The organism is Stappia indica, assembly GCF_001696535.1.
GTDB lineage: Bacteria > Pseudomonadota > Alphaproteobacteria > Rhizobiales > Stappiaceae > Stappia > Stappia indica.
In genome coordinates, this window is record NZ_MBQE01000004.1 from 1 (window position 1) to 20,397 (window position 20,397).

At 65.2% G+C, this 20,397-nt stretch carries 17 protein-coding genes and 1 CRISPR repeat array; of the genes, 12 read left to right on the plus strand and 5 right to left on the minus strand.

Annotation, left to right across the window (positions count from 1 at the left end):
• Positions 1-259: 259 nt before the first annotated feature.
• From BBX35_RS23430 to BBX35_RS14585, 3 genes are all read right to left on the minus strand, one after another.
• Positions 260-1,072, minus strand: a complete 813-nt coding sequence (locus BBX35_RS23430) for a hypothetical protein (RefSeq protein WP_141687867.1) — start codon at positions 1,070-1,072, stop codon at positions 260-262.
• Between the two features lie 26 nt (positions 1,073-1,098).
• A complete protein-coding gene (locus BBX35_RS14580; RefSeq protein ID WP_067221662.1) occupies positions 1,099-2,091 on the minus strand; it encodes a site-specific integrase in 993 nt (330 codons plus the stop codon).
• A gap of 241 nt (positions 2,092-2,332) precedes the next feature.
• A complete protein-coding gene (locus tag BBX35_RS14585) occupies positions 2,333-3,232 on the minus strand; it encodes a LysR substrate-binding domain-containing protein (RefSeq protein ID WP_067221664.1) in 900 nt (299 codons plus the stop codon).
• Between the two features lie 137 nt (positions 3,233-3,369).
• Here BBX35_RS14585 and BBX35_RS14590 point away from each other — a divergent pair, with 137 nt between their 5' ends.
• From BBX35_RS14590 to BBX35_RS14605, 4 genes are read left to right on the plus strand one after another with little or no spacing between them, the layout of a single operon-like run.
• On the plus strand, positions 3,370-4,356 hold the full coding sequence (locus BBX35_RS14590) for a TRAP transporter substrate-binding protein (protein ID WP_067221665.1): 987 nt from the start codon (positions 3,370-3,372) through the stop codon (positions 4,354-4,356).
• A gap of 54 nt (positions 4,357-4,410) precedes the next feature.
• Positions 4,411-4,905: a TRAP transporter small permease gene (locus tag BBX35_RS14595; RefSeq protein WP_067221667.1), complete on the plus strand. Its 495-nt coding sequence runs from the start codon at positions 4,411-4,413 to the stop codon at positions 4,903-4,905.
• Positions 4,902-6,200 carry a TRAP transporter large permease gene (locus BBX35_RS14600; RefSeq protein ID WP_067221668.1) on the plus strand — a complete coding sequence of 433 codons (1,299 nt, stop codon included), beginning with the start codon at positions 4,902-4,904 and terminating at the stop codon, positions 6,198-6,200. The genes BBX35_RS14595 and BBX35_RS14600 overlap by 4 nt, the downstream gene beginning before the upstream one ends.
• A 31-nt stretch (positions 6,201-6,231) precedes the next feature.
• A complete protein-coding gene (locus BBX35_RS14605; protein ID WP_067221670.1) occupies positions 6,232-7,266 on the plus strand; it encodes an NAD/NADP octopine/nopaline dehydrogenase family protein in 1,035 nt (344 codons plus the stop codon).
• Here BBX35_RS14605 and BBX35_RS14610 read toward each other — a convergent pair.
• Positions 7,256-8,176, minus strand: a complete 921-nt coding sequence (locus BBX35_RS14610) for a LysR family transcriptional regulator (RefSeq protein WP_083202414.1) — start codon at positions 8,174-8,176, stop codon at positions 7,256-7,258. The genes BBX35_RS14605 and BBX35_RS14610 overlap by 11 nt on opposite strands.
• 167 nt (positions 8,177-8,343) lie before the next feature.
• Here BBX35_RS14610 and BBX35_RS14615 point away from each other — a divergent pair, with 167 nt between their 5' ends.
• From BBX35_RS14615 to BBX35_RS14645, 7 genes are all read left to right on the plus strand, one after another.
• The gene (locus tag BBX35_RS14615) at positions 8,344-9,390 is read left to right on the plus strand and encodes a glutamate cyclase domain-containing protein (protein ID WP_067221673.1); all 1,047 of its coding nucleotides are present in this window, start codon (positions 8,344-8,346) and stop codon (positions 9,388-9,390) included.
• A gap of 68 nt (positions 9,391-9,458) precedes the next feature.
• Positions 9,459-10,541: a TRAP transporter substrate-binding protein gene (locus BBX35_RS14620; RefSeq protein WP_067221675.1), complete on the plus strand. Its 1,083-nt coding sequence runs from the start codon at positions 9,459-9,461 to the stop codon at positions 10,539-10,541.
• A 5-nt stretch (positions 10,542-10,546) separates the two neighbouring features.
• Positions 10,547-11,098, plus strand: coding sequence for a TRAP transporter small permease subunit (locus BBX35_RS14625; protein ID WP_067221677.1), 552 nt, complete (start codon positions 10,547-10,549; stop codon positions 11,096-11,098).
• 1 nt (position 11,099) lies between these two features.
• The gene (locus BBX35_RS14630) at positions 11,100-12,380 is read left to right on the plus strand and encodes a TRAP transporter large permease (protein WP_067221679.1); all 1,281 of its coding nucleotides are present in this window, start codon (positions 11,100-11,102) and stop codon (positions 12,378-12,380) included.
• A gap of 284 nt (positions 12,381-12,664) precedes the next feature.
• On the plus strand, positions 12,665-13,555 hold the full coding sequence (locus BBX35_RS14635; protein WP_067221681.1) for an alpha/beta hydrolase: 891 nt from the start codon (positions 12,665-12,667) through the stop codon (positions 13,553-13,555).
• A gap of 46 nt (positions 13,556-13,601) precedes the next feature.
• Positions 13,602-14,549: a TAXI family TRAP transporter solute-binding subunit gene (locus BBX35_RS14640; protein ID WP_171901461.1), complete on the plus strand. Its 948-nt coding sequence runs from the start codon at positions 13,602-13,604 to the stop codon at positions 14,547-14,549.
• 151 nt (positions 14,550-14,700) lie between these two features.
• Positions 14,701-16,572, plus strand: a complete 1,872-nt coding sequence (locus BBX35_RS14645; RefSeq protein WP_244271636.1) for a TRAP transporter permease — start codon at positions 14,701-14,703, stop codon at positions 16,570-16,572.
• Positions 16,573-16,574: 2 nt separating this feature from the next.
• Here the strand turns inward: BBX35_RS14645 and BBX35_RS14650 are convergent, their stop codons facing one another.
• A complete protein-coding gene (locus BBX35_RS14650) occupies positions 16,575-17,510 on the minus strand; it encodes a LysR family transcriptional regulator (protein WP_067221684.1) in 936 nt (311 codons plus the stop codon).
• 72 nt (positions 17,511-17,582) lie between these two features.
• On the opposite strand from BBX35_RS14650, the gene BBX35_RS14655 reads away from it, so the two are divergent.
• Positions 17,583-19,268, plus strand: coding sequence for an amidohydrolase (locus BBX35_RS14655; protein ID WP_067221686.1), 1,686 nt, complete (start codon positions 17,583-17,585; stop codon positions 19,266-19,268).
• A 326-nt stretch (positions 19,269-19,594) separates the two neighbouring features.
• Positions 19,595-20,222: direct repeats of the CRISPR family, unit length 32 nt; unit sequence GTCGCCCCCTTCGCGGGGGCGTGGATCGAAAC.
• The last annotated feature ends 175 nt before the right edge of the window (positions 20,223-20,397 follow it).

Below are 20,397 nucleotides of genomic sequence, written 5' to 3' on the forward strand. Positions count from 1 at the left end.
AGCCGTTAAGGGCTTGATCTGTAGGGATTTATCTAAGGGGAAGTGGTGCCCAGGGCCGGAATCGAACCAGCGACACGCGGATTTTCAATCCGCCCCTGAGAACACCGATAGCGCAACAGCGACAACACCTTAGGTAACCCAGCGATCAACCCTGTCACACTGGTGTCACAGGAGATGATCGAATGGCGACCATTCGGAAGCGCGTGGAAAGGGTGCGCCTCGGAGGCTATTAGCGTTTCTCAGCGTATTGGCCAAAAGCCTATTTGCCTCGCTCTCCTCTGTGCCGAAGAACCATCACAAGAGCGTTCTCGTATGCTGCTTTTCGAGCAAGTTCAGTGGCTCTCAAAACATTTATTTTATATTTATTTGCTGATTGTTTGGCGAGTTCCTTTAGGTGATGTGAGCAAGTGACGACCACGGCCTCGGCAATGTCACTTGCGGGCGACAAGTTATCGTCTAGCTCTCGAACAGCCTCCAGCAGGCAGTCTCTAGAGCGCTGCGGAGCTACAGGCGTGCTGTTTTTGTCGTGTCGCGTGAGTTCATTCTGCTCATGGCTATCGTTTCCAAAGTCTGCGCTAGTTTCTATTGTTTTGAGATGTATAAAATTTCCAGATTGGAAGTCGTAGAAATGCGCGCCCATTGCACCTTGCTCGTTCCGCAGGCCGGCAAAAACGATCAGCGTGCTATTTTTTCTAAATTCTATGGGTTGAAATCCATCGTCTACATTCCTCCAGCAGCAAACGGAGAACGGGAAAAAGAAAACGTCACCATTCCGGGCGTCGATGACTGCACCAGTTGCACACGATGTCCCGCATCCCCAAGACGCAAGGATGTAGTGACCCGCGAAATTGACCCCGCCTTTGGCTGCCTCGCGAAGTCGTGTTCGATAGGTTTTCGCTTGGCTGTTTGACGAAAGGTTGGGGGCTGCAACCGGACCTTTGTAGATATCTACGGTGAAGTCACGGAATTTCGGAATATCAGCTGCCGCAGATGTTGGGGTGATTGATGCCAGAAGCCAGAGAATAGCGCAGGCGACACTCGGTTTTTTTGTTTTTAGAAACATAGAAATCACGGTTTTTATCTCCTGATCCAAATATTTTAGGCTGCTGCGTGTAGTGCAGACAATTTCGCGGCCACATCTTGAGATTTCAGATGGGTGTATCGAAACAGCATTCTTGGATCTCTATGTCCGCTGATCAAGGCCACTTCGGCAATGTTGAGTCCTCTCTCGAAGAAGCGGCTGACGGCTTCATGCCGAAGGTCGTGGAACCGCAAGTTGGTGATTTCGGCTCTGTCTACCAGCCTATCCCAAGCCTGCCTGAGTGCCGTGTCGGTTATCGGCAAAACCCGTTCACTGCAGCGTGGGAGGCGTGACAGTGTGGCCTGAGCAGCCGGCGTCAGGGGGACTTGCCTTGGATGGCCATTCTTGGTGTCGGGCAGGAGTGCCAGCCCTTTGTCCAGGTCGACATCAATCCAACGGAGCTTGAGCAACTCCCCTCGGCGCATCGCCGTTTCAATCGCCAGCTCGATTGCAGGCCAGAGAAAAGGAGAGCGGCCCCGTCTCGCAGCCTCGCGGAGTGCCTCATATTCTCCGTGCTCAAGGCGACGGTTTCTCGACTTGATCCCCATCGGGATCCGGATTTGATCAACGGGATTTGCGGGGAGGACCAAGCCCCATTCCTTCCTCGCGATTTCGATAGCGTGCCTGATTAAGACCAGATCGTATTGTGCTGCTCTAAGCCCATCCTTGATGCGTCGATCTCGAAACTTGCACAGGGTAGGGGCGTCGAGACAGGCGATAGGTGTGGGCGCAACTCGGTCCTTTCGTAGGCGTGACAGCCGGCGTTCTTCCGCCGCGCGTCCTTTCTTCGAGGGAGTGATTTCGCGCTCATACCTCTCAAGGAGGGCACCGAGGGTAAGGTCTGTGGTGGGCGTCGGCTCTACAGGCTTGCCTAGGTCGATGCTGCTTTCGATCTGCCGTGCCCAGATCTCCGCGTCTTTGCGGGTGGCAAAGCTCTTGTTTTGCGGGCGGGCACCTTTGCGGCGAACCTGCACCTGCCATTTGTTCCCGCGCTTCCGAATGGTCGCCATTCGATCATCTCCTGTGACACCAGTGTGACAGGGTTGATCGCTGGGTTACCTAAGGTGTTGTCGCTGTTGCGCTATCGGTGTTCTCAGGGGCGGATTGAAAATCCGCGTGTCGCTGGTTCGATTCCGGCCCTGGGCACCACCACTCCCCCACGACATTGATATATCGATTGTTCGCCTGCGCATCGCGGGCTGGCGGCTGTCATGCCGCGTCTCGCGCGACACGCGCCGTCGCCGCAAAATCTCAGGTGCATTCCGCCAGGGCTTGCGGGAAATGCCGGAGAAAGGCGTCGTCGACATCGCTTTGCACATGCCGCGAGGAGGTGATCAGCGCGATCTCCAGATCGATCTGGGGGACGAAGGGGCGGATGATCGTCCTGTGCTGGTCCGCGGAGCGGGCGGAGACGGAATCCAGCAGCGCGACGCCCAGCCCCTGCGACACGAACGCGGCGCAGGACAGCGCATGCTGCATCTCGCCGACGATCCGCGGGGCGATCTGCCTTTGCGCGAAAACCTCGTTGATCTGCGGGCGGATGGCGCCGCTGCGCCCCAGCACGTAGAGGCTGATCCCGTCGAGATCCTCAGGCGTGATCTCAGGCCGCTCGGCCAGCGGATGATCCGCCGGCAGCAGGCAGACCGTTCCCACCTCATGGCGGGACAGCACGTTGAGCTCCCGCTCCCGCCTGCTCGGCATGCAGATGCCCAGGTCGTGTTCGCCGCGCGACACCTGCTCGGCGATGGCGCGCGAGGTATCGGAATGCAGGCTGATGGCAAGATCCGGAATGTCGACGGAGACGCGCGCCACCAGGTTTGCGGCGAAGCTGTAGGACAGGAACGGCGGCACCGCCAACCGATAGGGCTCCAGCGAAAACCGCCGTATCCGCCGCGCCGCCTCCTCGACGAAGTCGAGGCCGAGAAAGACCCGGTCGACCTCGCCGATGAGCCGTCGCGCGGCCGATGTCGGCAACAGCCGCGGCCCGACCCTGTTGAACAGCTTGAGATCCAGCGTTTCTTCAAGGTCCGAGATCAGCCTGCTAACGGCAGGCTGCGAGATCGACATCTGCTCCGCAGCGATGGTCATCGTGCGGTTGGTCATGATCAGGCGGAACGCCTGGACCTGTCTCAGGGTGATGCGGGCCGCCATGGCTGTCCTGGCTAGGATAACACCAGGTTATGATAGCATCGAATATTGAGATTAGAAATTATTATTGAACCTCGTCAAATTGGGCAGATCAGAGCCCGGCGGGATGAGCCGGCGCAGTTTCTGGCAGGGAGATAGAGATGAAACGTTACGCCATGTCCGCGCTTGCAGGCGCCATGCTCGCCGTCCTCTCGGGAGGGGCCGACGCCCAGACACTTCGCCTTTCCACCCAGGGCAACGCTCCGCATCCGTGGCTCGATGCCGCCGAGGTTCTCAAGGCCGAAGTCGAGCAGGCGACGGAAGGACGCGTCAAGATCGACATCCATCCCGGCGGCGTGCTCGGCAATGACGCGACCGCGCTGGACGAGATGCGGATGGGCACCATCGACCTGCTGATCGGCGGCACCCAGGAGGCGACCCCCTTCTTCCCGCAGTTCCAGCTGTTCAGCATCAGCTACCTGTTCCCGGACGAGGCGACCTTCCGCACCGCGCTGGATCCGCAAGGTCCGGTGACGGAATACTACCGCCAGGTCTATCGCGATGCCGACAACGGCCTGACCCTGCTGGCGCTGACCGGCGGCGGCATCCGCAATCTCAGCAATAACGTCAAGCCGGTCGCCACGCTGGAAGACCTGCGCGGCATGAAGCTGCGCGTGCCGGGCTCGCGCATGGATGCGGAGATGTGGGAAACCTCGGGCGCGCAGCCCATCTCGCTGCCCTTCACCGAGCTCTACACCGCCCTGCAGACCGGCGTTGCGAACGCGTTCGAGAGTTCGATCAGCGCCTATGTCGGCGCCAAGCTCTTCGAGGTCGCGCCCTATCACTCCAAGACCCAGCACCAGTTCATGGTCAGCCACATCACCATGAGCCGGTTCGCCTTCGATCGCCTGTCCGCCGAGGACCAGGAGATCTTTCTCAAGGCCGCGGCGAAAGCCTCGGTGACCGGCATCGACCGGGGCGTCGAATACGATGCCTCGCTGCTGGAGCCGCTGGTCGCCTCGGGCAAGGTGACGGTGACGGAGGTCGACAAGACGCCGTTCATCGAGATCATCCGCCCGCTGCACGACAAGGTCGCGGCCGAAATCGGCGCGTCCGAGGTCCTGCAGATGATCCGCGACATCAAGTGACTTTCGGTGGCCGGCCCCGGTGATCCCGGGGCCGGCCCGCAAGGGGGGCACCTCATGCTGACAAGATTCAATGCCGGGCTGGAGCGATTTTTCTACCTGGTCGGCGGCGCCTTCTTCCTGGCGTTCATCCTCTGCGTCCTGTTCCAGATCGTCGCGCGCAACTCGTCGCTCGGAACCTTCGTGTGGACCGACGAGGTGGCGATGTTCTGCTTCGTCTGGACCGTCTTCCTGGGCTCGGCGGTCGGCTACCGGCGCGGCGTCCACTATGTGGTCGAGGTGCTGCCCGCCAGCTTCGCCCGCACCAACACCGCGCTGACCCTGCTGGCGCTGTTCCTGTGCCTTCCGGTGATCTGGGTGCTCACCGTCAACGGCTGGACCTATGCGGAGATGAGCTGGCGCCGCTTCTCGTTCTCGCTCGGCTTTCCGATGTTCTACCAGAACGCGGCCGTCGCCGTGTCGGGAGCGGCCATGGCGATCTTCTCGCTCGAACTGATCGTCGCCACCGCAGGCCGCCTTTTCACCAACCGGCAAGTCGAGGACCGGGAATGACGCCTATCGTCACGCTGATCGCAGGATTTCTGTTTCTGATCCTCCTGCGCGTTCCGATCGCCTTCGCCATCGCGCTGGCATCGCTGGTCACGGTCGTCCAGCTGGGTCTTCCCGCGACGTCGGTCGTCAACCAGATGGTCTCCAACATCAACTCCTTCGCGCTGCTCGCGGTGCCGTTCTTCCTGCTGCTCGGCCGGCTGATGAACGACAGCGGCATCACCGACCGGCTGATGACCTTCGCGCAGTCGATGGTGGGCCACATCAAGGGCGGGCTCGGCCATATCAATGTGCTGGTCAGCATGATGTTCGCCAGCATGTCCGGATCCGCGGCGGCGGATACCGCGAGCGTCGGCGCGATCATGATCCCGGCGATGAAGAAGGCCGGCTATCCCGCGCCCTTCGCCGTCGCCCTGACGGCGACCTCCTCGACGCTGGGCGTGATCATCCCGCCCTCGATCCTGTTCGTGATCTACGGCGCCTTCGGCAATGTCTCCATCGCCGGGCTGTTTCTGGCCGGCGTGCTGCCGGGCCTGCTGATCGGCTTCGGGCAGATGGCCTACACCTATTACGTCGCCCGGCGCTACGGCGTCGCCAACACGCCCTACATGCCCTGGACGGCGCGCAAGGAAAGCGCCCGGCGCGCCGCGCCCGCGCTGCTCATTCCCCTGATCATCCTCGGCGGCATCATCTCGGGCTTCTTCACCGCGACCGAGGCCTCGGCCATCGCCGCGCTGGTCGGCCTGGTGCTGGCGGTCATCGTCTATCGCACGGTGCGGCCCGCGGCCCTGTTCGACATCCTGGCATCGACCGTCGTCGCCTATGCCCTGCCGATGTTCGCGGTCGCCGCCGCTGGCATCATGGGCTGGCTGATCGCCTATCTCGGCGTTGCCCGCGAGGTCGCGACCTTCATCATCTCGATTTCGGACACGCAGACGGGCGTCATGCTGCTGCTGATGGCCTTCTGCCTGATCGTCGGCACCGTGCTCAGCCCGATGACGGCGGTCATCATCTTCCTGCCGATCATCAAGGAGCTGGGCGTCCTCGCGCAGATCCCGGACATCCATCTGGCGCTGGTCGTCTGCCTGTCGCTGGCGATCGGACTGACGACGCCGCCCTACGGGATCTGCCTGCTGATCGCCGCGCAGATCGGCGAGGTCGACATGCCGCGCGCCTTCCTGGCGGTGCTGCCGATCATCGCGATCACGGTCGGGATCATCCTGATGGTCATCCTGCTGCCGGGGGTCTTCCTCTATCTGCCCGCGACCTTCTTCCCCGAGGCTTTCCCCGCCTCCTGACGGGCGCGCTTGCTCAACTCAAGGAAAAACAATGAAGATTACCGTGATCGGCGGCGGTCCCGTCGGATTGACATATTGCGCGCTTCTGCAGCAGGGGGGGCACTCGGTCAGGCTGTGGTCGCAAACCCATCCCGACGGGCTGAACCAGCGGTTCGACGGCACCTTTTCCGGGGATCACGTGATCCCCGGCGCCGGCAGCCTCGAGGACGCGGTCAAGGATACGGACGTCGTCCTGCTGGCGCGCTGCGCGCAGGGCATGCAGGACGTGCTGGACCGTCTTGCCCCGATCCTCGATGGCCAGACCGTCATCTTCAGCGCCGAGCTCTCCTTCGGGTCGATCTATCTGGCGCACGCCTTGATGCGGTCGCAGGCCCGCGCCGGGATCGTGTCATGGTCGACCACCGTGGCGACCGCACAGCGCCGGGACGGCATCGTCCGCGTCGGCACGGTGCGCGATGTGATCGACATGGCCGTGTCCGGGGGGATGGACGCTGAGGACGGCCTGCGCCTGTGTCAGGCGCTGTTCGGCGACCGTTTCCGCCTCAAGACGAGCCCCGCGCTCATCGGCATGAGCAATCTCAACCCGCCGATCCACCTTGCCAACTCGCTCGCCAACCTGACCCGGATCGAGCGGGCCGAGGACTGGGAAAACTACCAGTGCATCACGCCCGTCGTCGGCCGCATGATCGAGGCGCTGGATACCGAGCGCCTTGCGCTGGCCGGCCGCTTCGGGTTCGAGGTGAGGGATGTCTTCGACCACTACATGATGACCTTCCCCGGCATCCGGCGCGGCAGCGTCTCCGAGATGGCCCAGCAGGTCTACGAGCGCGCGCCCGGCACGATGGGCCCCCGCAGCCTCGAGACGCGGTACATCACCGAAGACGTGCCGTTCGGCCTGATCCCGCTCTGCGAGCTGGGCCGGCGCTGCGGCGTGCCGATGCCCCTGCACGAGGCGGCGATCGGCACGCTCTCCACCTATCTGGGGCGCGATTTCCGTGCGCAGAACGGGATGCTGGAGACGGTCGTCGCCGAACTGCAGGGCCTGCTCGGCGCGGCTACTTCGTGAAAAGCCGGTTGATGTTCTCGACCTGATCGCGAACGACGTCGTGGAACACCTTTGAGAAGAACTCGCCCCCGCGGCTGCGTCCGATCGCCGGAAAGATCGCCGAGAAGCGGAACTCGATCGCGGGGGTGAAGGGCCTGATCGCAATCCTGTCCAGGTCGACGCCGATGACGGAAAAGATGTCGGCGATGGAGATGCCGAGCCCGGCCGACACATAGCTGGGCACCGTGTTGGAATACAGCGTCTGCGCGGTCCTGCCCGGCTGGACGCCCGCCGCCGTCATCTCCGCCTCGATCTGCATCCGCAACAGGCTGCTGACCCCCAGCGAGATGAACGGCTGCCCGTCCAGGTCGTGGACCGAGATCACATCCTGCTTCGCCAGCGGATGCGCCTTGGGCAGCAGGCAGATCGCGGTGGAAACGGGCATCTCGACATGGTCGATATCGGTGCGCTCCGGCGGCACGCGGCCAAGGCCGATGGAGAACTCGCTGCGCTGCAAGGCGTCGAGGATGTGCACCGAATTGTCGGAATGGATGAAGAAATCCATGTCCGGTTCTTTCTGGCGATAGCGGCGGATCGTTTCGGGCAGGGCGCCCGACGACAGGGTCGACATGGCGGCGATGCGCAGCCGCCCCTCGGACTTCTCGCGCATCTCGCGGGCATTCTCGCGCACCCGCTCCATCGCCTCGAAGTACTTCTCCACCTCCCGGAACAGGGCGACGGCCTCGGCCGTCGGGCGCACGCTGGACCACTTGCGGATGAACAGGGTCAGCCCGAGATCCGCCTCAAGGTCGCGCACCAGGCGCGTCACGGCCGGCTGGGTGATGTTCAGGATGCGGCCGGCGGCCGTCATGCTGCCGCTGATCATCACGGCGCGAAACGCCAGCATCTGTCGATGGTTGAGCGAGCGCAACGTCTCTTCCCTCCGCCGCGAATCCTCTGAGGTTAGCCAAACATGACAGGTCCAGAGCCCGGAGGGGCATAACATTATCTGATGACGTATTCCGTAATTCGATTCGCCAATGCGAGCCGCGGCTTCCTACGATCACGGTCATTCCGATACCTGAGAAGGAGCAAAGCGTGCCGGACATCATTGGTGAATATGTCGACCGTCTGATCACAGTCGAGATGCGCAACCGCGGCATGAACCACAATATCATCGCTCCGATCTACAACGAGGCGCGGCGCGAGGGCGGCGGCCGTCCGATCACCGCCCGCGCGGCCGAAGCGCTGGTGGATCGGGTCGGCGAGGGCGACGTGGTCCTCATCGTTACGGGCGCGGGCTACTGGCCCGAAGTGCCGCACGGCGAAAGCGACGGACCTCCGGGCGCCGTGTCGCTGGCGCGGGCGCTCTACTGGGGGCTGAAGGCCGTTCCGGTCTACGTCTCCGAAGTCTGCCATGCCCCGCCGATCAAGGCCTCGTCCGAGGCCGCCGGCATCATGATCCGCGACTACGAGCTGGCGACCGGCCGGCGCATGGGCGCGGCCCAGGTGACCGCTCCCGAGGAGCAGGGCGATATCGACCAGTGGGCCAAGGACCTGCTCGAGCGGACGCAGCCCAAGGCGATCATCGCCATCGAGCGGCTCGGCCCGAACGAGAACGGCATCGTCCACTATTCGACCGGCGTTGCGCCGAAGAACTGCGTGAACCTTGGTCCCCTGTTCGACCAGGCGGCCGAGCGCGGCGTGCTCAGCATCGGCATCGGCGACAATGGAAACGAGATCGGCTTCGGCCGCATCCATTCCTTCATGCAGGACTTCCACCCCTATGGCCGCGAGACGCAGACCGACAAGCCCGGCGGCGCCATCACGGTGACGGCCACGGACATCTTCCTGCCGGCCTCGATCTCCAACTGGGGCGCCTACGGCATCTCCGCGATGCTGGGCTTCCTGTTGAAGGACAAGGAGCTGGTCCAGGATCCGGAGACGGAAAAGCGCATCATCCGCGCCTGTCTGGATGCCGGCGGCTGGGAGATGCGCTACTGCACCTCGCGCTTCATCGTCGATGGGGCGGAAGGGGAGAGCTCCATGGCCATCGTGCAGCTGCTGCGCGACATGGTCCGACTGAACATTGCGCCGCCCGACCGCGGGCTGTCGCACGGCAAGATGAAAGAGGCGGCACAGTAAAGCCGCCCGACCACGGGCCCTGCCGGACCATCGGCAGGGCCGGCCCCACCCGACAGAGAGGATTTCCCATGAACACTCTTGCAAGACTGCTCGGCGCCACGGCTCTGGCCTGCGTTCTCCCCCTGGTGGCTGTGGCTCAGGACCTGCCGCAGACCAAGCTCTCGGTGATTGGCTCGCCGGTGAACTCGCCGAACTGGACCAACGTGCTGCAGCCGTTCTGGAACGAGACGGTCCCGGCCGACAGCAACGGCCGCGTCACGGCGAACGCGGTCAGCATGACCGACCTCGGGGCGAAGGGCCCCGAGCTGATGCGCCTTGCCGCCTCGGGCGTTGCGGACATCGTTGCGGGCAGCACGACCCTGATTTCCGGCGAGCTGCCGGAGAACGACTCCATCGATCTTGCCGGCCTCGCGCAGGATATCGATACGCTGCAGAAGATCATCGACGCCTATCGCCCGACGCTGGAGGAGCGCTACCGCGAGCGCCTCGGCGTCGTTCCGCTCGGCTTCTGGCCGACCGGCGCGCAGGTCCTGTGGTGCGCGACCCCGGTCGAAGGCCTCGACGATCTGGCCGGCAAGAAGGTGCGGGTGTTCTCCACCACCACCTCCTCGCTGACGGCGGCGCTCGGCGCCACGCCCGTCACCATGGCCTTCAACGAGGTGGTTCCGGCCATGCAGCGCGGCGTCATCGACTGCGCGTTCACCGGATCGAACTCGGGCAACAACGCGAAATGGACGGATGTCGCAACGCATCTGGTCGACCTGACCGTCGGCTGGGGCGTCAACTTCATCGTCGCCAACTCCAAGACCTGGGATGCGCTGGACCCGGCCGTTCAGACCTTCCTGCGCGACGAGGTGCGCACCAAGCTGGAGCCTGCGGGCTGGGAGATGGCCCGTGTCGCCACGCAGCAGGGCATCTGGTGCTCGGTCGGCGACGACCGCTGCGAGCCCGAGTCCACCGCCCCGCGCAACCTGACGAAAGCCGGCCTGAAGCTGGTCGAGCTGACCGAGGTCGAGAGCGCGCGCCTTCGCGAGATCGTCGCCGAGCATGTCATGCCCGAATTCACGCAGGCCTGCGGCTCCGACTGCGTTACCCGCTGGAACGAGACCGTCGGCACTGTCCTGGACATCCAGCTGAACGCGGCGAGGTGACGGGGTTGGGCAACCTTCTGGTCTCTCGCAAGCTGGCGCGACTGGCCCGGTTTTCCGCCATCGGCAGCGGGTTGCTGCTTCTCGGTGCGGCCGGCCTGATGACGGTGGAAATCCTGTCGCGCCGCCTCTTTCACTTCGGCCTCATCGGCGTCGACGAACTGGCCGGCTATGCCTTCGCCATCGCCATGGCCTGGGGCTTTGCCCAGGCCCTGTTCATGCGGGCGCATATCCGCGTGGATCTCGTCTATCTGCAGTTGCCGGCCGGGGTGCAGCGGTTTCTGGACGTGGTGGCGCTCGGGGCATTCACCGGGATCATCGGCATTCTGGTCACCCATGCTTGGGGCACGCTCGCGGAATCCCTGCGCCTTGGGGCCCGCGCCAGCACGCCGCTGGCAACACCCCTGTGGATCCCGCAGGCGCTCTGGCTGGCCGGGCTGATCTTCTTCCTGATCTGCCTTGCGGCCCTGCTGTTCGATCTGATGCGCGCGCTCGTGCGGGGCGACCAGGCCCTGGCGGCCGAGCTGGGCGCCTCGGAATCGGCATTGCGGAGGCGGTGAGATGGGCATTGCGCTGATCCTTCTGTTCGTCCTGATCGCGCTGGGTCTGCCGATTGCCGCGGTGCTCGGCTGGCTCGCCGTGCTGCTGGACTGGCTGCTGTCGCCCTTTCCCCTGCAGCGGGCCTTCGGCGAGATCGCCTGGTCGCACAGCATCGAGTTCACGCTGATCGCGATCCCCATGTTCATCATGATGGGCGAGATCCTGCTGCGCTCGGGCATCGCGGACCGCATGTACAACGGGGTCGCGGCATGGCTCGGCTGGCTGCCCGGCGGGTTGATGCACGCCAATATCGGGGCCAGCGCCCTGTTCGCGGCGACCTCCGGCTCCAGCGTCGCCACGGCCGCGACCATCGGCACCACCGCCATGCCGCAGGTCGACCGCCACGGCTACAGCGAGCGCTTGTTCCTCGGCTCCCTGGCGGCCGGCGGCACGCTCGGCATCCTGATCCCGCCGTCGATCAACATGATCATCTACGGGTTCCTGACCGACACATCCGTCCCGCGCCTGTTCATGGCGGGGCTGATCCCCGGCATCGTGCTGGCGGCGATCTTCTCGCTGGTCATCGTCGTGCTGTGCATCGTCAAGCCCTCGCTGGACGGCGACCGCAGCGCGCCGACCGCGCGGGCCCTTCTGGCCAGCCTGCCGGCATTGGCGCCGCCTCTGGGGCTGTTCGCGGTGGTGATCGGGTCGATCTATGCCGGCTGGGCCACCCCGACGGAGTCCGCGTCCATCGGCGTCATCGTCTCCCTGATGCTCGCCGCGGTCTATCGGCGGCTCAGCTGGGAAATGCTGGTCGAGGTGTTCATCGGCACCATCCGCACCTCCTCGATGATGATCCTGATCACGCTGCTGGCCTTCCTGCTCAACTTCGTCATCGGCGCGACGGGAATGGCCAATGTGGTCAACGACTTCGTGAGCGGCCTCAACTGGAGCCCGCTGTCGACGATGTTGATGATCCTGCTCGTCTATCTGGTGCTGGGCATGTTCATGGACACGCTGGCGATGATCGTGCTGACCATCCCCATCGTCACGCCCATCGTCGTGGGCCTTGGCTACGACCCGATCTGGTTCGGCGTCATGATGGTGCTGGTGGCTGAAACCTCGGTGTTGACGCCGCCCATCGGCATGCTCTGCTACGTCGTGCACGGCGTGCGGGGCAGGGGCGATCTGACGGACGTGTTCATCGGCGTCACGCCGTTCATCGCCGCGCTCATGGGCATGATCGCCCTGATGCTGGCATGGCCGGAACTCGCCCTGTGGCTGCCGGGGCGCCTCTACTAGGCACCGTCCCGCTACGAGGCCGAAAAGCTCAAGGCCCGGCCAGCCGTCATGCGGCTGGCCGGGCCTTTGTCTTTTTTGGTGCCCGCCTTGCGCCCCCGACAGGATCGCAGCCACTCCGCGCGGCAACGGGAGAATTGCCTCCGCACAACCTGCAATTTTTATCGGAAAAACCAATAATTATATCCAAAAAAGGCAGGTTATCCGATCAAGCCTTCTGACGCAGGGTTGGGTGTCCGGCGGGTTTTCTCGCTGGCACATTTCGAGATACCCGTCAGGAGCCAGAGTTGAGCGCCGTCTATCTGAATTACTCGCAAGCCGAACTGGACCGGGCGTACGACCAATCGTGCTGGGCTCCCGAAATGGCGGCTACGCTCGCCGCCTATGCCGCGCTGAGTCTTGCGCAGCGCGAGGAAACGCCGCCGGAAGTCTTCCGCTACGAAGAAGACGCCATGGGCAGCATCGATGTTTTCAACGCTTCCGCCGAGGGGCCGCTGGTCTATTTTCTCCATGGCGGTGCCTGGCGGTCGGGCGACCGTTCCATGTACAGTTTTCTTGCGCGCAACCTGGACCTGACCGGGTGTCCGCTGGCCGTGCCCGACTATCCCAAGATCCAGTCTGTCGGCCTGCCGGCGATGGTCGACCGGGTCGCCGCGGCCCTGCGTACCCTGCTGGCGCAGCGGCGCGATTATGCCCGGCGCGGCCTGGTCCTGGCGGGCCACAGTTCCGGCGCGCATCTGGCCGCATGTCTGGCGACCGGGGCAGGGGGCGCGGACATCGCGGAGCGCGTGTCCGCCTGTCTGCTCGTCTCGGGCATCTACGACATGGAGCCCGTGCTGCTGTCGAGCCGGCGCAGCTATGTGGATCTGACGGAGGCGGAGGCCCTTCGGCTGAGCCCGCTCGAGCATATCGAGGTGCTTGAGCCCGGCCGCATCGTCCTCGCCTACGGCTCGCGCGAGAGCCCGGAATTCATCCGGCAGGCGGAGGCCTTCGGCCGGGCGCTGGTCTCGATGCAGCACGATGTCCGGATGTTGCGGATCGAGGACCGCGATCATTTCTCCATCCTTCTGGAATGCAACGATCCCGCCAGCGCGCTCTGGCAGGCCCTGACGTCGCTGGTGGCGTCGACGCAGCGCTGTGAAGCGCCGCATACCAGGGAGATGCAAGGACCGGACTAGACCAACCAAACACCGGAGAGGGAAAATGGGAGTGAGTTCAATGAGAATGACGTCGATTGTCTGCGCCGCCGCGTTGATGTGCGGAGCAGCGCCGGCCCTGGCCGAGCAATTTTCCATCGGAACCCTGCCACAGGGCAGCAGCGGCTATGTCATAGCCGCGGCCATCGCCTCGACGGCCAGCGACCACACGGACAACGACTTCATCGCCGTTGCGACCGGCGGTGCCAACCTCGTCCTGCCGCAGGTGAATTCCGGCGAGATGGACTTCGCCACCTCCAACATGATCGAGGCCTCCTACGCCGTCACCGGCACGGGCAACTTCGAGGGCATGCCCTTGCCCGAGCTGCGGATCGCCGCGGTGCTGCCGCGCTATCAGGTCGGCCTGCTCGTGCGCCGCGACAGCGACTTCAAGACGGCGGCCGATCTGGCCGGCCGGCCGGTGCCGACCCAGTACAGCGCGATGAAGATGATCGAACTGATGCAGGACGCCACGCTGGCGGCCGAAGGGCTGGACTCGTCCCGCTTCGAAGCGACGGCCGTGCCGAACTTCGCCAAGGCCGTCGAGCTGCTCGCCGCCGGCCGTGTCGATGCGGCCTATGCGGCGGCGACCAGCGCCCAGGTGCGCGAGGCGGACGCCTCCGTCGGCGTCCGCTTCCTCGGCGTCAATGCCGTGCCGGGCGGCGAAGAGAAGATGCAGGAGATCGCGCCCGGCTCCTATCTCGACACGATGGAGCCGGGGCCGGGCCTGGTCGGCGTCGACAAGCCGCTCACCATGTTCAGCTACGAATATGCCCTGCTCGTCGGTGCCCATGTGCCGGACCAGGTGGTCCATGACATGGTGAAGGCGCTCTACGAAAACCGGCAGCAGCTCGCCGACACCTCGCCGCACTTCAAGGAATGGGACCCGGCCAAGATCTATCGCCCCTCGAAGAAGGCGAAGTATCATCCGGGCGCGGAAGCCTTCTTCCGTGAAGCCGGTCTCCTGAAGGACTGATCGAGGATGCTGGGCAGCGGCGAGGTGCCGTTGCCCGGCTCCAGTGCAAGGGTCTTGTGGAAGGGTCTTGAAGATGAGGCAATCTCCGGACGGATCGGACGCGCGGACGGGCGTCGATCGGCTTTTTGCCGGCCTTCGCACGGCATTTGCCGTGTCGATACCTCTGCTCGCCGTCGGCTTCTGTCTGGATGCGCCGCGCCGGCTCGGCTACGTCATCTACGACGAGCAGTTCTTGGCGCTTCTGGTCGGCCTGTGCCTGGCGCTGGTCTTCCTGTCGACCGGACCGCGCGGCAAGGCGCACAAGCGGGCCACCCCCTGGTACGACGTCCTTGCCGCAATGGTCGGCCTCGGCGTCTGTCTGTTCATCGCTTCGGACTACGAGGGGATTTCCATGGCGTCCGCCATGAACCCGATGGCGCACCTGTTTCCCGCCCTCGCCGTGATCCTGCTGTTGCTGGAGGGTGTGCGCCGCGTTGCCGGCTTCGCCCTGATGGCCATCATCCTCGTCTTTCTGGCCTACGGGCTGTGGGGCTACATGATGCCCGCGCCGCTGACCGGCCAGCAGGTCTCTCCCCAGCGGCTGGCGGTCCAGATCGCCTTCGACCCGAGCGCCATCCTCGGCACCGCGCTGTTCATCTGCGCGACCGCCGTGGTCACGTTCATCCTGTTCGGCTCGATCCTGGAAAAGGCGGGCGGCACGGAGTTCTTCAACGACATCTCGCTTGCCCTGTTCGGCGGCTATCGCGGCGGCGCGGCCAAGATCGCCGTGACCTCCTCGGCGCTGATGGGCTCGATCTCGGGCAGTGCGGTCGCCAATGTCGTCTCGTCCGGCGTCGTCACGATTCCGCTGATGAAGCGCAGCGGCTATCGCGCGCAGACCGCCGCGGCGGTCGAGACCGTCGCCTCCACCGGCGGCCAGTTGGCGCCGCCCGTGATGGGAGCTGCGGCCTTCCTGATGGCCGACTTCCTGCAGGTGGATTATTCGGAAGTCGTCCTCGCCGCTTTGATCCCGGCCTTGCTCTACTTCCTGTCCATCTTCTTCCAGGTCGACCTTGCCGCTGCGCGCCAGGGCCTGCGCGCGCTTTCGAAGTCCGAACTGCCGTCGGCGCGCGCGGTCATGGCGCGGGGCTGGATTTACCCGCTGCCCTTCGTCGTCCTGATCGTCGCGATGTTCTGGCTGCATCTGCGGGTCGAGGAAGCAGCCCTGTGGGCCTGCGCCTCGCTGCTGCCGATCCTGGTCTGGAGAGCGGGCGGCCGCCGCAGTCCGGGCGACCTCTTCGATGCCCTCGCGTCGGCCGGCCGGTCGTCGACCTCCGTCATCCTGATTGCCGCTGCGGCGGGCATCATCATCGGCATTCTCAACCTGACCGGGCTCAGCTTCTCGCTGACGCGCATCCTGATCACGCTCGGCGAGAACAACCTGTTCCTGCTGCTCCTGCTGTCGGCAGCCCTGTCCATCGTGCTGGGAATGGGCATGCCGACCGTCGGCGTCTATGTGCTGCTCGCCACCCTGGTCACCCCCTCGATGATCAAGCTGGGGGTGGAGCCCATCGCCGCCCACATGTTCGTTCTCTATTTCGGCATGATGTCGATGATCACCCCGCCGGTCGCGGTGGCGGCGTTCTCGGCGGCGACCCTTGCGTCCAGCCCGCCGATGCGCACGGCGATCGAGGCGACGATCATGGCCTGGCCGGCCTTCATCGTGCCGTTCCTTTTCGTCTTCTCGCCCACGCTTCTGGGTGTCGGGCCGAGCCTTGCGGTGATCGCCTCCACGCTCACCGCCCTTGCCGGCGTGTGGTGCATCACGGCCGGAGGCGTCGGCTATATCCGCGATCCCGCCGGCCCGCTGTCGCGGCTGGCCATCTTCGCGGCCGGCGCCGCACTGCTGATGCCGACCGACCTGTTCCAAGGCGCGCTTCTGCTCAATATCGCGGGCCTTGCGGTCATGATCGCGATGCTGGTGTTGTCCAGGAGAGCCAGGTCCGTCTCGGTGTCCGCCCCGCAGGAAACGCGGGCCGGATAGGTTCAGCCGGGCTGGTCGGCGTCGAGGTCCGGGTCGGGCGGCACCCCCGCCCGCAGCAGCACGGCACGCAGCTGTTTGATGAATGTGTACCCCGCCGGGCTCAGCGAGCGGCTTGCCGGATAGACGCAGGAGATCTTGCGCACGATGTGCGGCTCACCGAGAGGCAGGGCAACGACATGGGTGTTGTGAACGCCGAGGATCGTGTAGCGCGGCAGGATCGCGATGCCGAGGTTCTCGGCCAGCATGCCGAAGATGGTGGTGATCTGCTCCACCTCCCATTGCGGCCGGAAGTCGACGCCCGCCCGGGCGAAGCCCTGCTCCACCAGTTCGCGCAGGCCGCTGCCGCGCACCAGCGTGATGCAGGGAAACCGGACCGCCTCGCGCCAGTCTGTGGCATCGCCCGCCGCCAGCGGATGGTCCTTCAGGCAGAACACCATCATGTCTTCACTTAGGAGCGGCATCGACCGCAGGTCGGTCTGGCCCGGCGTCATCGTTCCGATGCAAAGGTCGACCCGACCGTCCATCAGCCGGATCAGCATCTCGTCGTTGGTGACGTCGGAGATCTCCACCTTGACGCCCGGGTGCAGCCGGGTGAACGCGGCGACCGCGCGCGGCAGGATGGTGGCCGCCAGAAACGGGGGAGCGGCTACGCGCAGCCGACCTTCGCGCAATTCGGTCAGGTTGCGCACGTCCGAAAACGTCTGTTCCAGCTCCTCGAAGGTCCGCACCGCGCCCTTGCGAAAGGTGCGTCCGGCTTCCGTCAGCTCGACGCGGCGCGTGGTCCGGTCGAACAGGCTGGTGCCGAGCTCCGTTTCCAGGTCGCGGATGATCTGCGAGAGCGTCGGCTGGCTCAGGCCGATGCGTTCCGCCGTCCGCGAGAAATTGCAGGTCTCGGCCAGGACGAGGAAGGCGTTGAGCTGTCGGAACGTGATCTTCATGCCACCCGTTTATCAGACAATCGCATCGATGTGTCGCAGCGCGCCGCGCGCCTGCCCAAGGAAGGAGCCGGGATGATCCCTCAAGCACGGCCAGCGGAACTTATCCTGCACGGCGCGCGGCTCGTCGACCCTGCGGGAGACGATCCGGCCGGCGATGCCGTTGCCATCGGGGGAGGGCGCATTCTTGGCGTCGGCCCGCACGAGCAGCTCAAGGAGCTGGCGACGCCCGCGACCGTCTCGCTGTGCTGCGACGGCCTCTCCCTGATGCCGGGCATGATCGACGGCCACGCCCATCTCGACCGCGAGGGGCTGAAGAGCGTGCTGCCGTCGATCTCCGGCGCGCGCTCGATTGCCGAGATCCAGGCGATCCTGCGGGACGTGGCCGCGCGCACGCCGCCGGGCCAGTGGATCGTGCTGTCGCCCTTGGGCACGCCGCCGTTGTTTCTCGACGGCTGGTCCGGCCTTGCCGACGGGCGCTGCCCGGATCGGCACGATCTCGATGCCGCCGCGCCCGATCACCCGGTCTGGATCCGCCCGGCCTGGGGCTATTGGAGCAACAAGGCGGATCTGGTCTGCGTGGCCAACACCGCCGCCCTGGCGCTGGCCGGCGTGGGCCGGGACACCCAGTCGCCGCACCCGCTGGTCGAGATCCACCGCGCGGCGGACGGCCTGCCGGACGGGCGCTTTCGCGAGGCGACGCGCATCTCCATCGTCGAGACGACCCTGATGTCTGCCGCGCCCGGCTTCGACGTGGCGACCAGAACCGATGCTCTGGCCCGCTCGATGGATGCCTATGCGCGCTTCGGCACGACCGGCGTCTATGAGGGCCACGGCGTCGCGCGGGAGGTCATCACCGCCTACGGCGCCTTGCGGGATCGCTGCAAGCCGGGCATGCGGGCAACGCTCGTCGTCAGCCCCTCCTGGTCGGGCGTCGATGCCGCTGCCGACATGGCCGAGCTGATCGCGGACTGGACCCGGTGGGCGAAGCGCGGCTTTGCGGATGACGACCGCCTGCGCATCGAAGGCATCTATGCCGAGATCGACGAAACCGGCGAAGGGCTCGTCCGGGCGCGCGGCGGATGCTGCACCGGCTGGGCGGGCTTTCATCTCGACAGCGGCGCACCGCGCGCGATGGTCCGCGAACTGCTGCTGGAGGCGGCCCGCCAGCGCCTGCGCGTCTCGACCATCTTCGACGACGTCATGGGCCTGATGGAGGAGGTGAACCGGACGCAGCCGCTTGCCGGGCTGAACTGGGTGCGCGGCCATGTGGCGACGCTGGACGAGCGCGCCCTCGGGGTCATCAAGGACATGGGCCTGATGCTCGTCACCCATACCAACCGGCACATCGCCAAGGGCGGCTCGGCCCATCTTGCGCGCCTGGGACCCGAGCGCTGCAACGACATCGTGCCCATGCGCCGGATCCTCGACCGCGGCATCCCGGTCGCCCTCGGCTCGGACAACCTGCCCCCGTCCTTGCTGCATCCCGTCGCCGACCTTGAGCTGCGGCGCGACCACGGCACGGGTGAGCATGTCGCGCCTGATCAGGCGCTGACCCGCCGCGAGGCGCTGGCGCTGGCGACCGCCGGCGGTGCCAGCCTGTTGCAGCGCGGGGACGAACTCGGTCGGCTCAAGCCCGGATATCTTGCCGACCTCGTCGGCTTTCCCGGCGACATCCTGACGATGGAGGCCGGCGAGCTGAGGCATCTGGAGGCGCGCCTCGCCCTTGTCGGCGGGCAGGTCGTCCTGCGGCAGGCCTAGCCCTGTGCGGCCTCGCCCCCGCCGCCTCCGCATCATTTCCGGGGTGGCGCGCTACTATAATCTGGGCTCCAATTGGCATCGGCGGGTGGGGCAGGTGGGGGCGAAGCCGGCAAGGGATCTCAACAGGCCGATGATCGTCTGGTCGCTTCCGCGAACCTCAAGCGTGCCGAAAAAGCCCGGCAGGTTCGCGCAAGCAACAACGCATTGAAAATTTTGCTCTTTTTTTGACGTCATCAGTCTGTTGGCGCGGCTGCGGGATATAGCGCCTCGCAGTTCGCGCTGGAACTCCGGTTTCTTCTGAAAAAACCGCATGATACGAGGAGCCAGTCGCCCCCTTCGCGGGGGCGTGGATCGAAACGACCCTAGAACATTGGACGTGATGTAACCGCCGCGTCGCCCCCTTCGCGGGGGCGTGGATCGAAACTTCGCGGCCCCGCCAATGCTCCTGCAGATCGTGCGGTCGCCCCCTTCGCGGGGGCGTGGATCGAAACCCCGGATCACCACGGGCGGCGTCGTGATGATCGGTCGCCCCCTTCGCGGGGGCGTGGATCGAAACACATCCACCAGGAGACAAAGACCATGAAGATCGAGTCGCCCCCTTCGCGGGGGCGTGGATCGAAACGCCTTACCTTGAGACAGTAGCGGCAGGGTTTCCGCGTCGCCCCCTTCGCGGGGGCGTGGATCGAAACAACGAGGGCGCGCTCGACCAGCCGCTGCGCTGGCGTCGCCCCCTTCGCGGGGGCGTGGATCGAAACCTGGTTACCATGCGGCCGACCACCGCGGGCAAGCGTCGCCCCCCCTCGCGGGGGCGTGGATCGAAACGGCGACGGGGCGACCAAATGGGCGCGCTCGGTCGGTCGCCCTCTTCGCGGGGGCGTGGATCGAAACTGAACGTCGGAATAAGTAAGGACGGCAGCGCGCTGTCGCCCCCTTCGCGGGGGCGTGGATCGAAACGTGTCGTTGTCGGCGAACACCACCAGCTCCTCGCATTGTCGCCCCCTTGCGGGGGTGCGGATCGAAACTTCACGACGCCGATCAGCTCGTTCGCCGGCACCGTCGCCCCCCTCGCGGGGGCGCGGATCGAAACGACGATGGCGACTTGGACATGGCGTTCCACGAGCTGTCGCCC

Bases quoted from the DNA above. Each gene is read 5' to 3' on its own strand.
- BBX35_RS14600 (WP_067221668.1), top strand. From the start codon at position 4,902: ATGACGCCTATCGTCACGCTGATCGCAGGATTTCTGTTTCTGATCCTC.
- BBX35_RS14650 (WP_067221684.1), bottom strand. From the start codon at position 17,510: ATGAAGATCACGTTCCGACAGCTCAACGCCTTCCTCGTCCTGGCCGAG.
- BBX35_RS14655 (WP_067221686.1), top strand. From the start codon at position 17,583: ATGATCCCTCAAGCACGGCCAGCGGAACTTATCCTGCACGGCGCGCGG.
- BBX35_RS14605 (WP_067221670.1), top strand. From the start codon at position 6,232: ATGAAGATTACCGTGATCGGCGGCGGTCCCGTCGGATTGACATATTGC.
- BBX35_RS14590 (WP_067221665.1), top strand. From the start codon at position 3,370: ATGAAACGTTACGCCATGTCCGCGCTTGCAGGCGCCATGCTCGCCGTC.
- BBX35_RS14620 (WP_067221675.1), top strand. From the start codon at position 9,459: ATGAACACTCTTGCAAGACTGCTCGGCGCCACGGCTCTGGCCTGCGTT.
- BBX35_RS14585 (WP_067221664.1), bottom strand. From the start codon at position 3,232: ATGGCGGCCCGCATCACCCTGAGACAGGTCCAGGCGTTCCGCCTGATC.
- BBX35_RS14630 (WP_067221679.1), top strand. From the start codon at position 11,100: ATGGGCATTGCGCTGATCCTTCTGTTCGTCCTGATCGCGCTGGGTCTG.
- BBX35_RS14595 (WP_067221667.1), top strand. From the start codon at position 4,411: ATGCTGACAAGATTCAATGCCGGGCTGGAGCGATTTTTCTACCTGGTC.
- BBX35_RS14580 (WP_067221662.1), bottom strand. From the start codon at position 2,091: ATGGCGACCATTCGGAAGCGCGGGAACAAATGGCAGGTGCAGGTTCGC.
- BBX35_RS14640 (WP_171901461.1), top strand. From the start codon at position 13,602: ATGACGTCGATTGTCTGCGCCGCCGCGTTGATGTGCGGAGCAGCGCCG.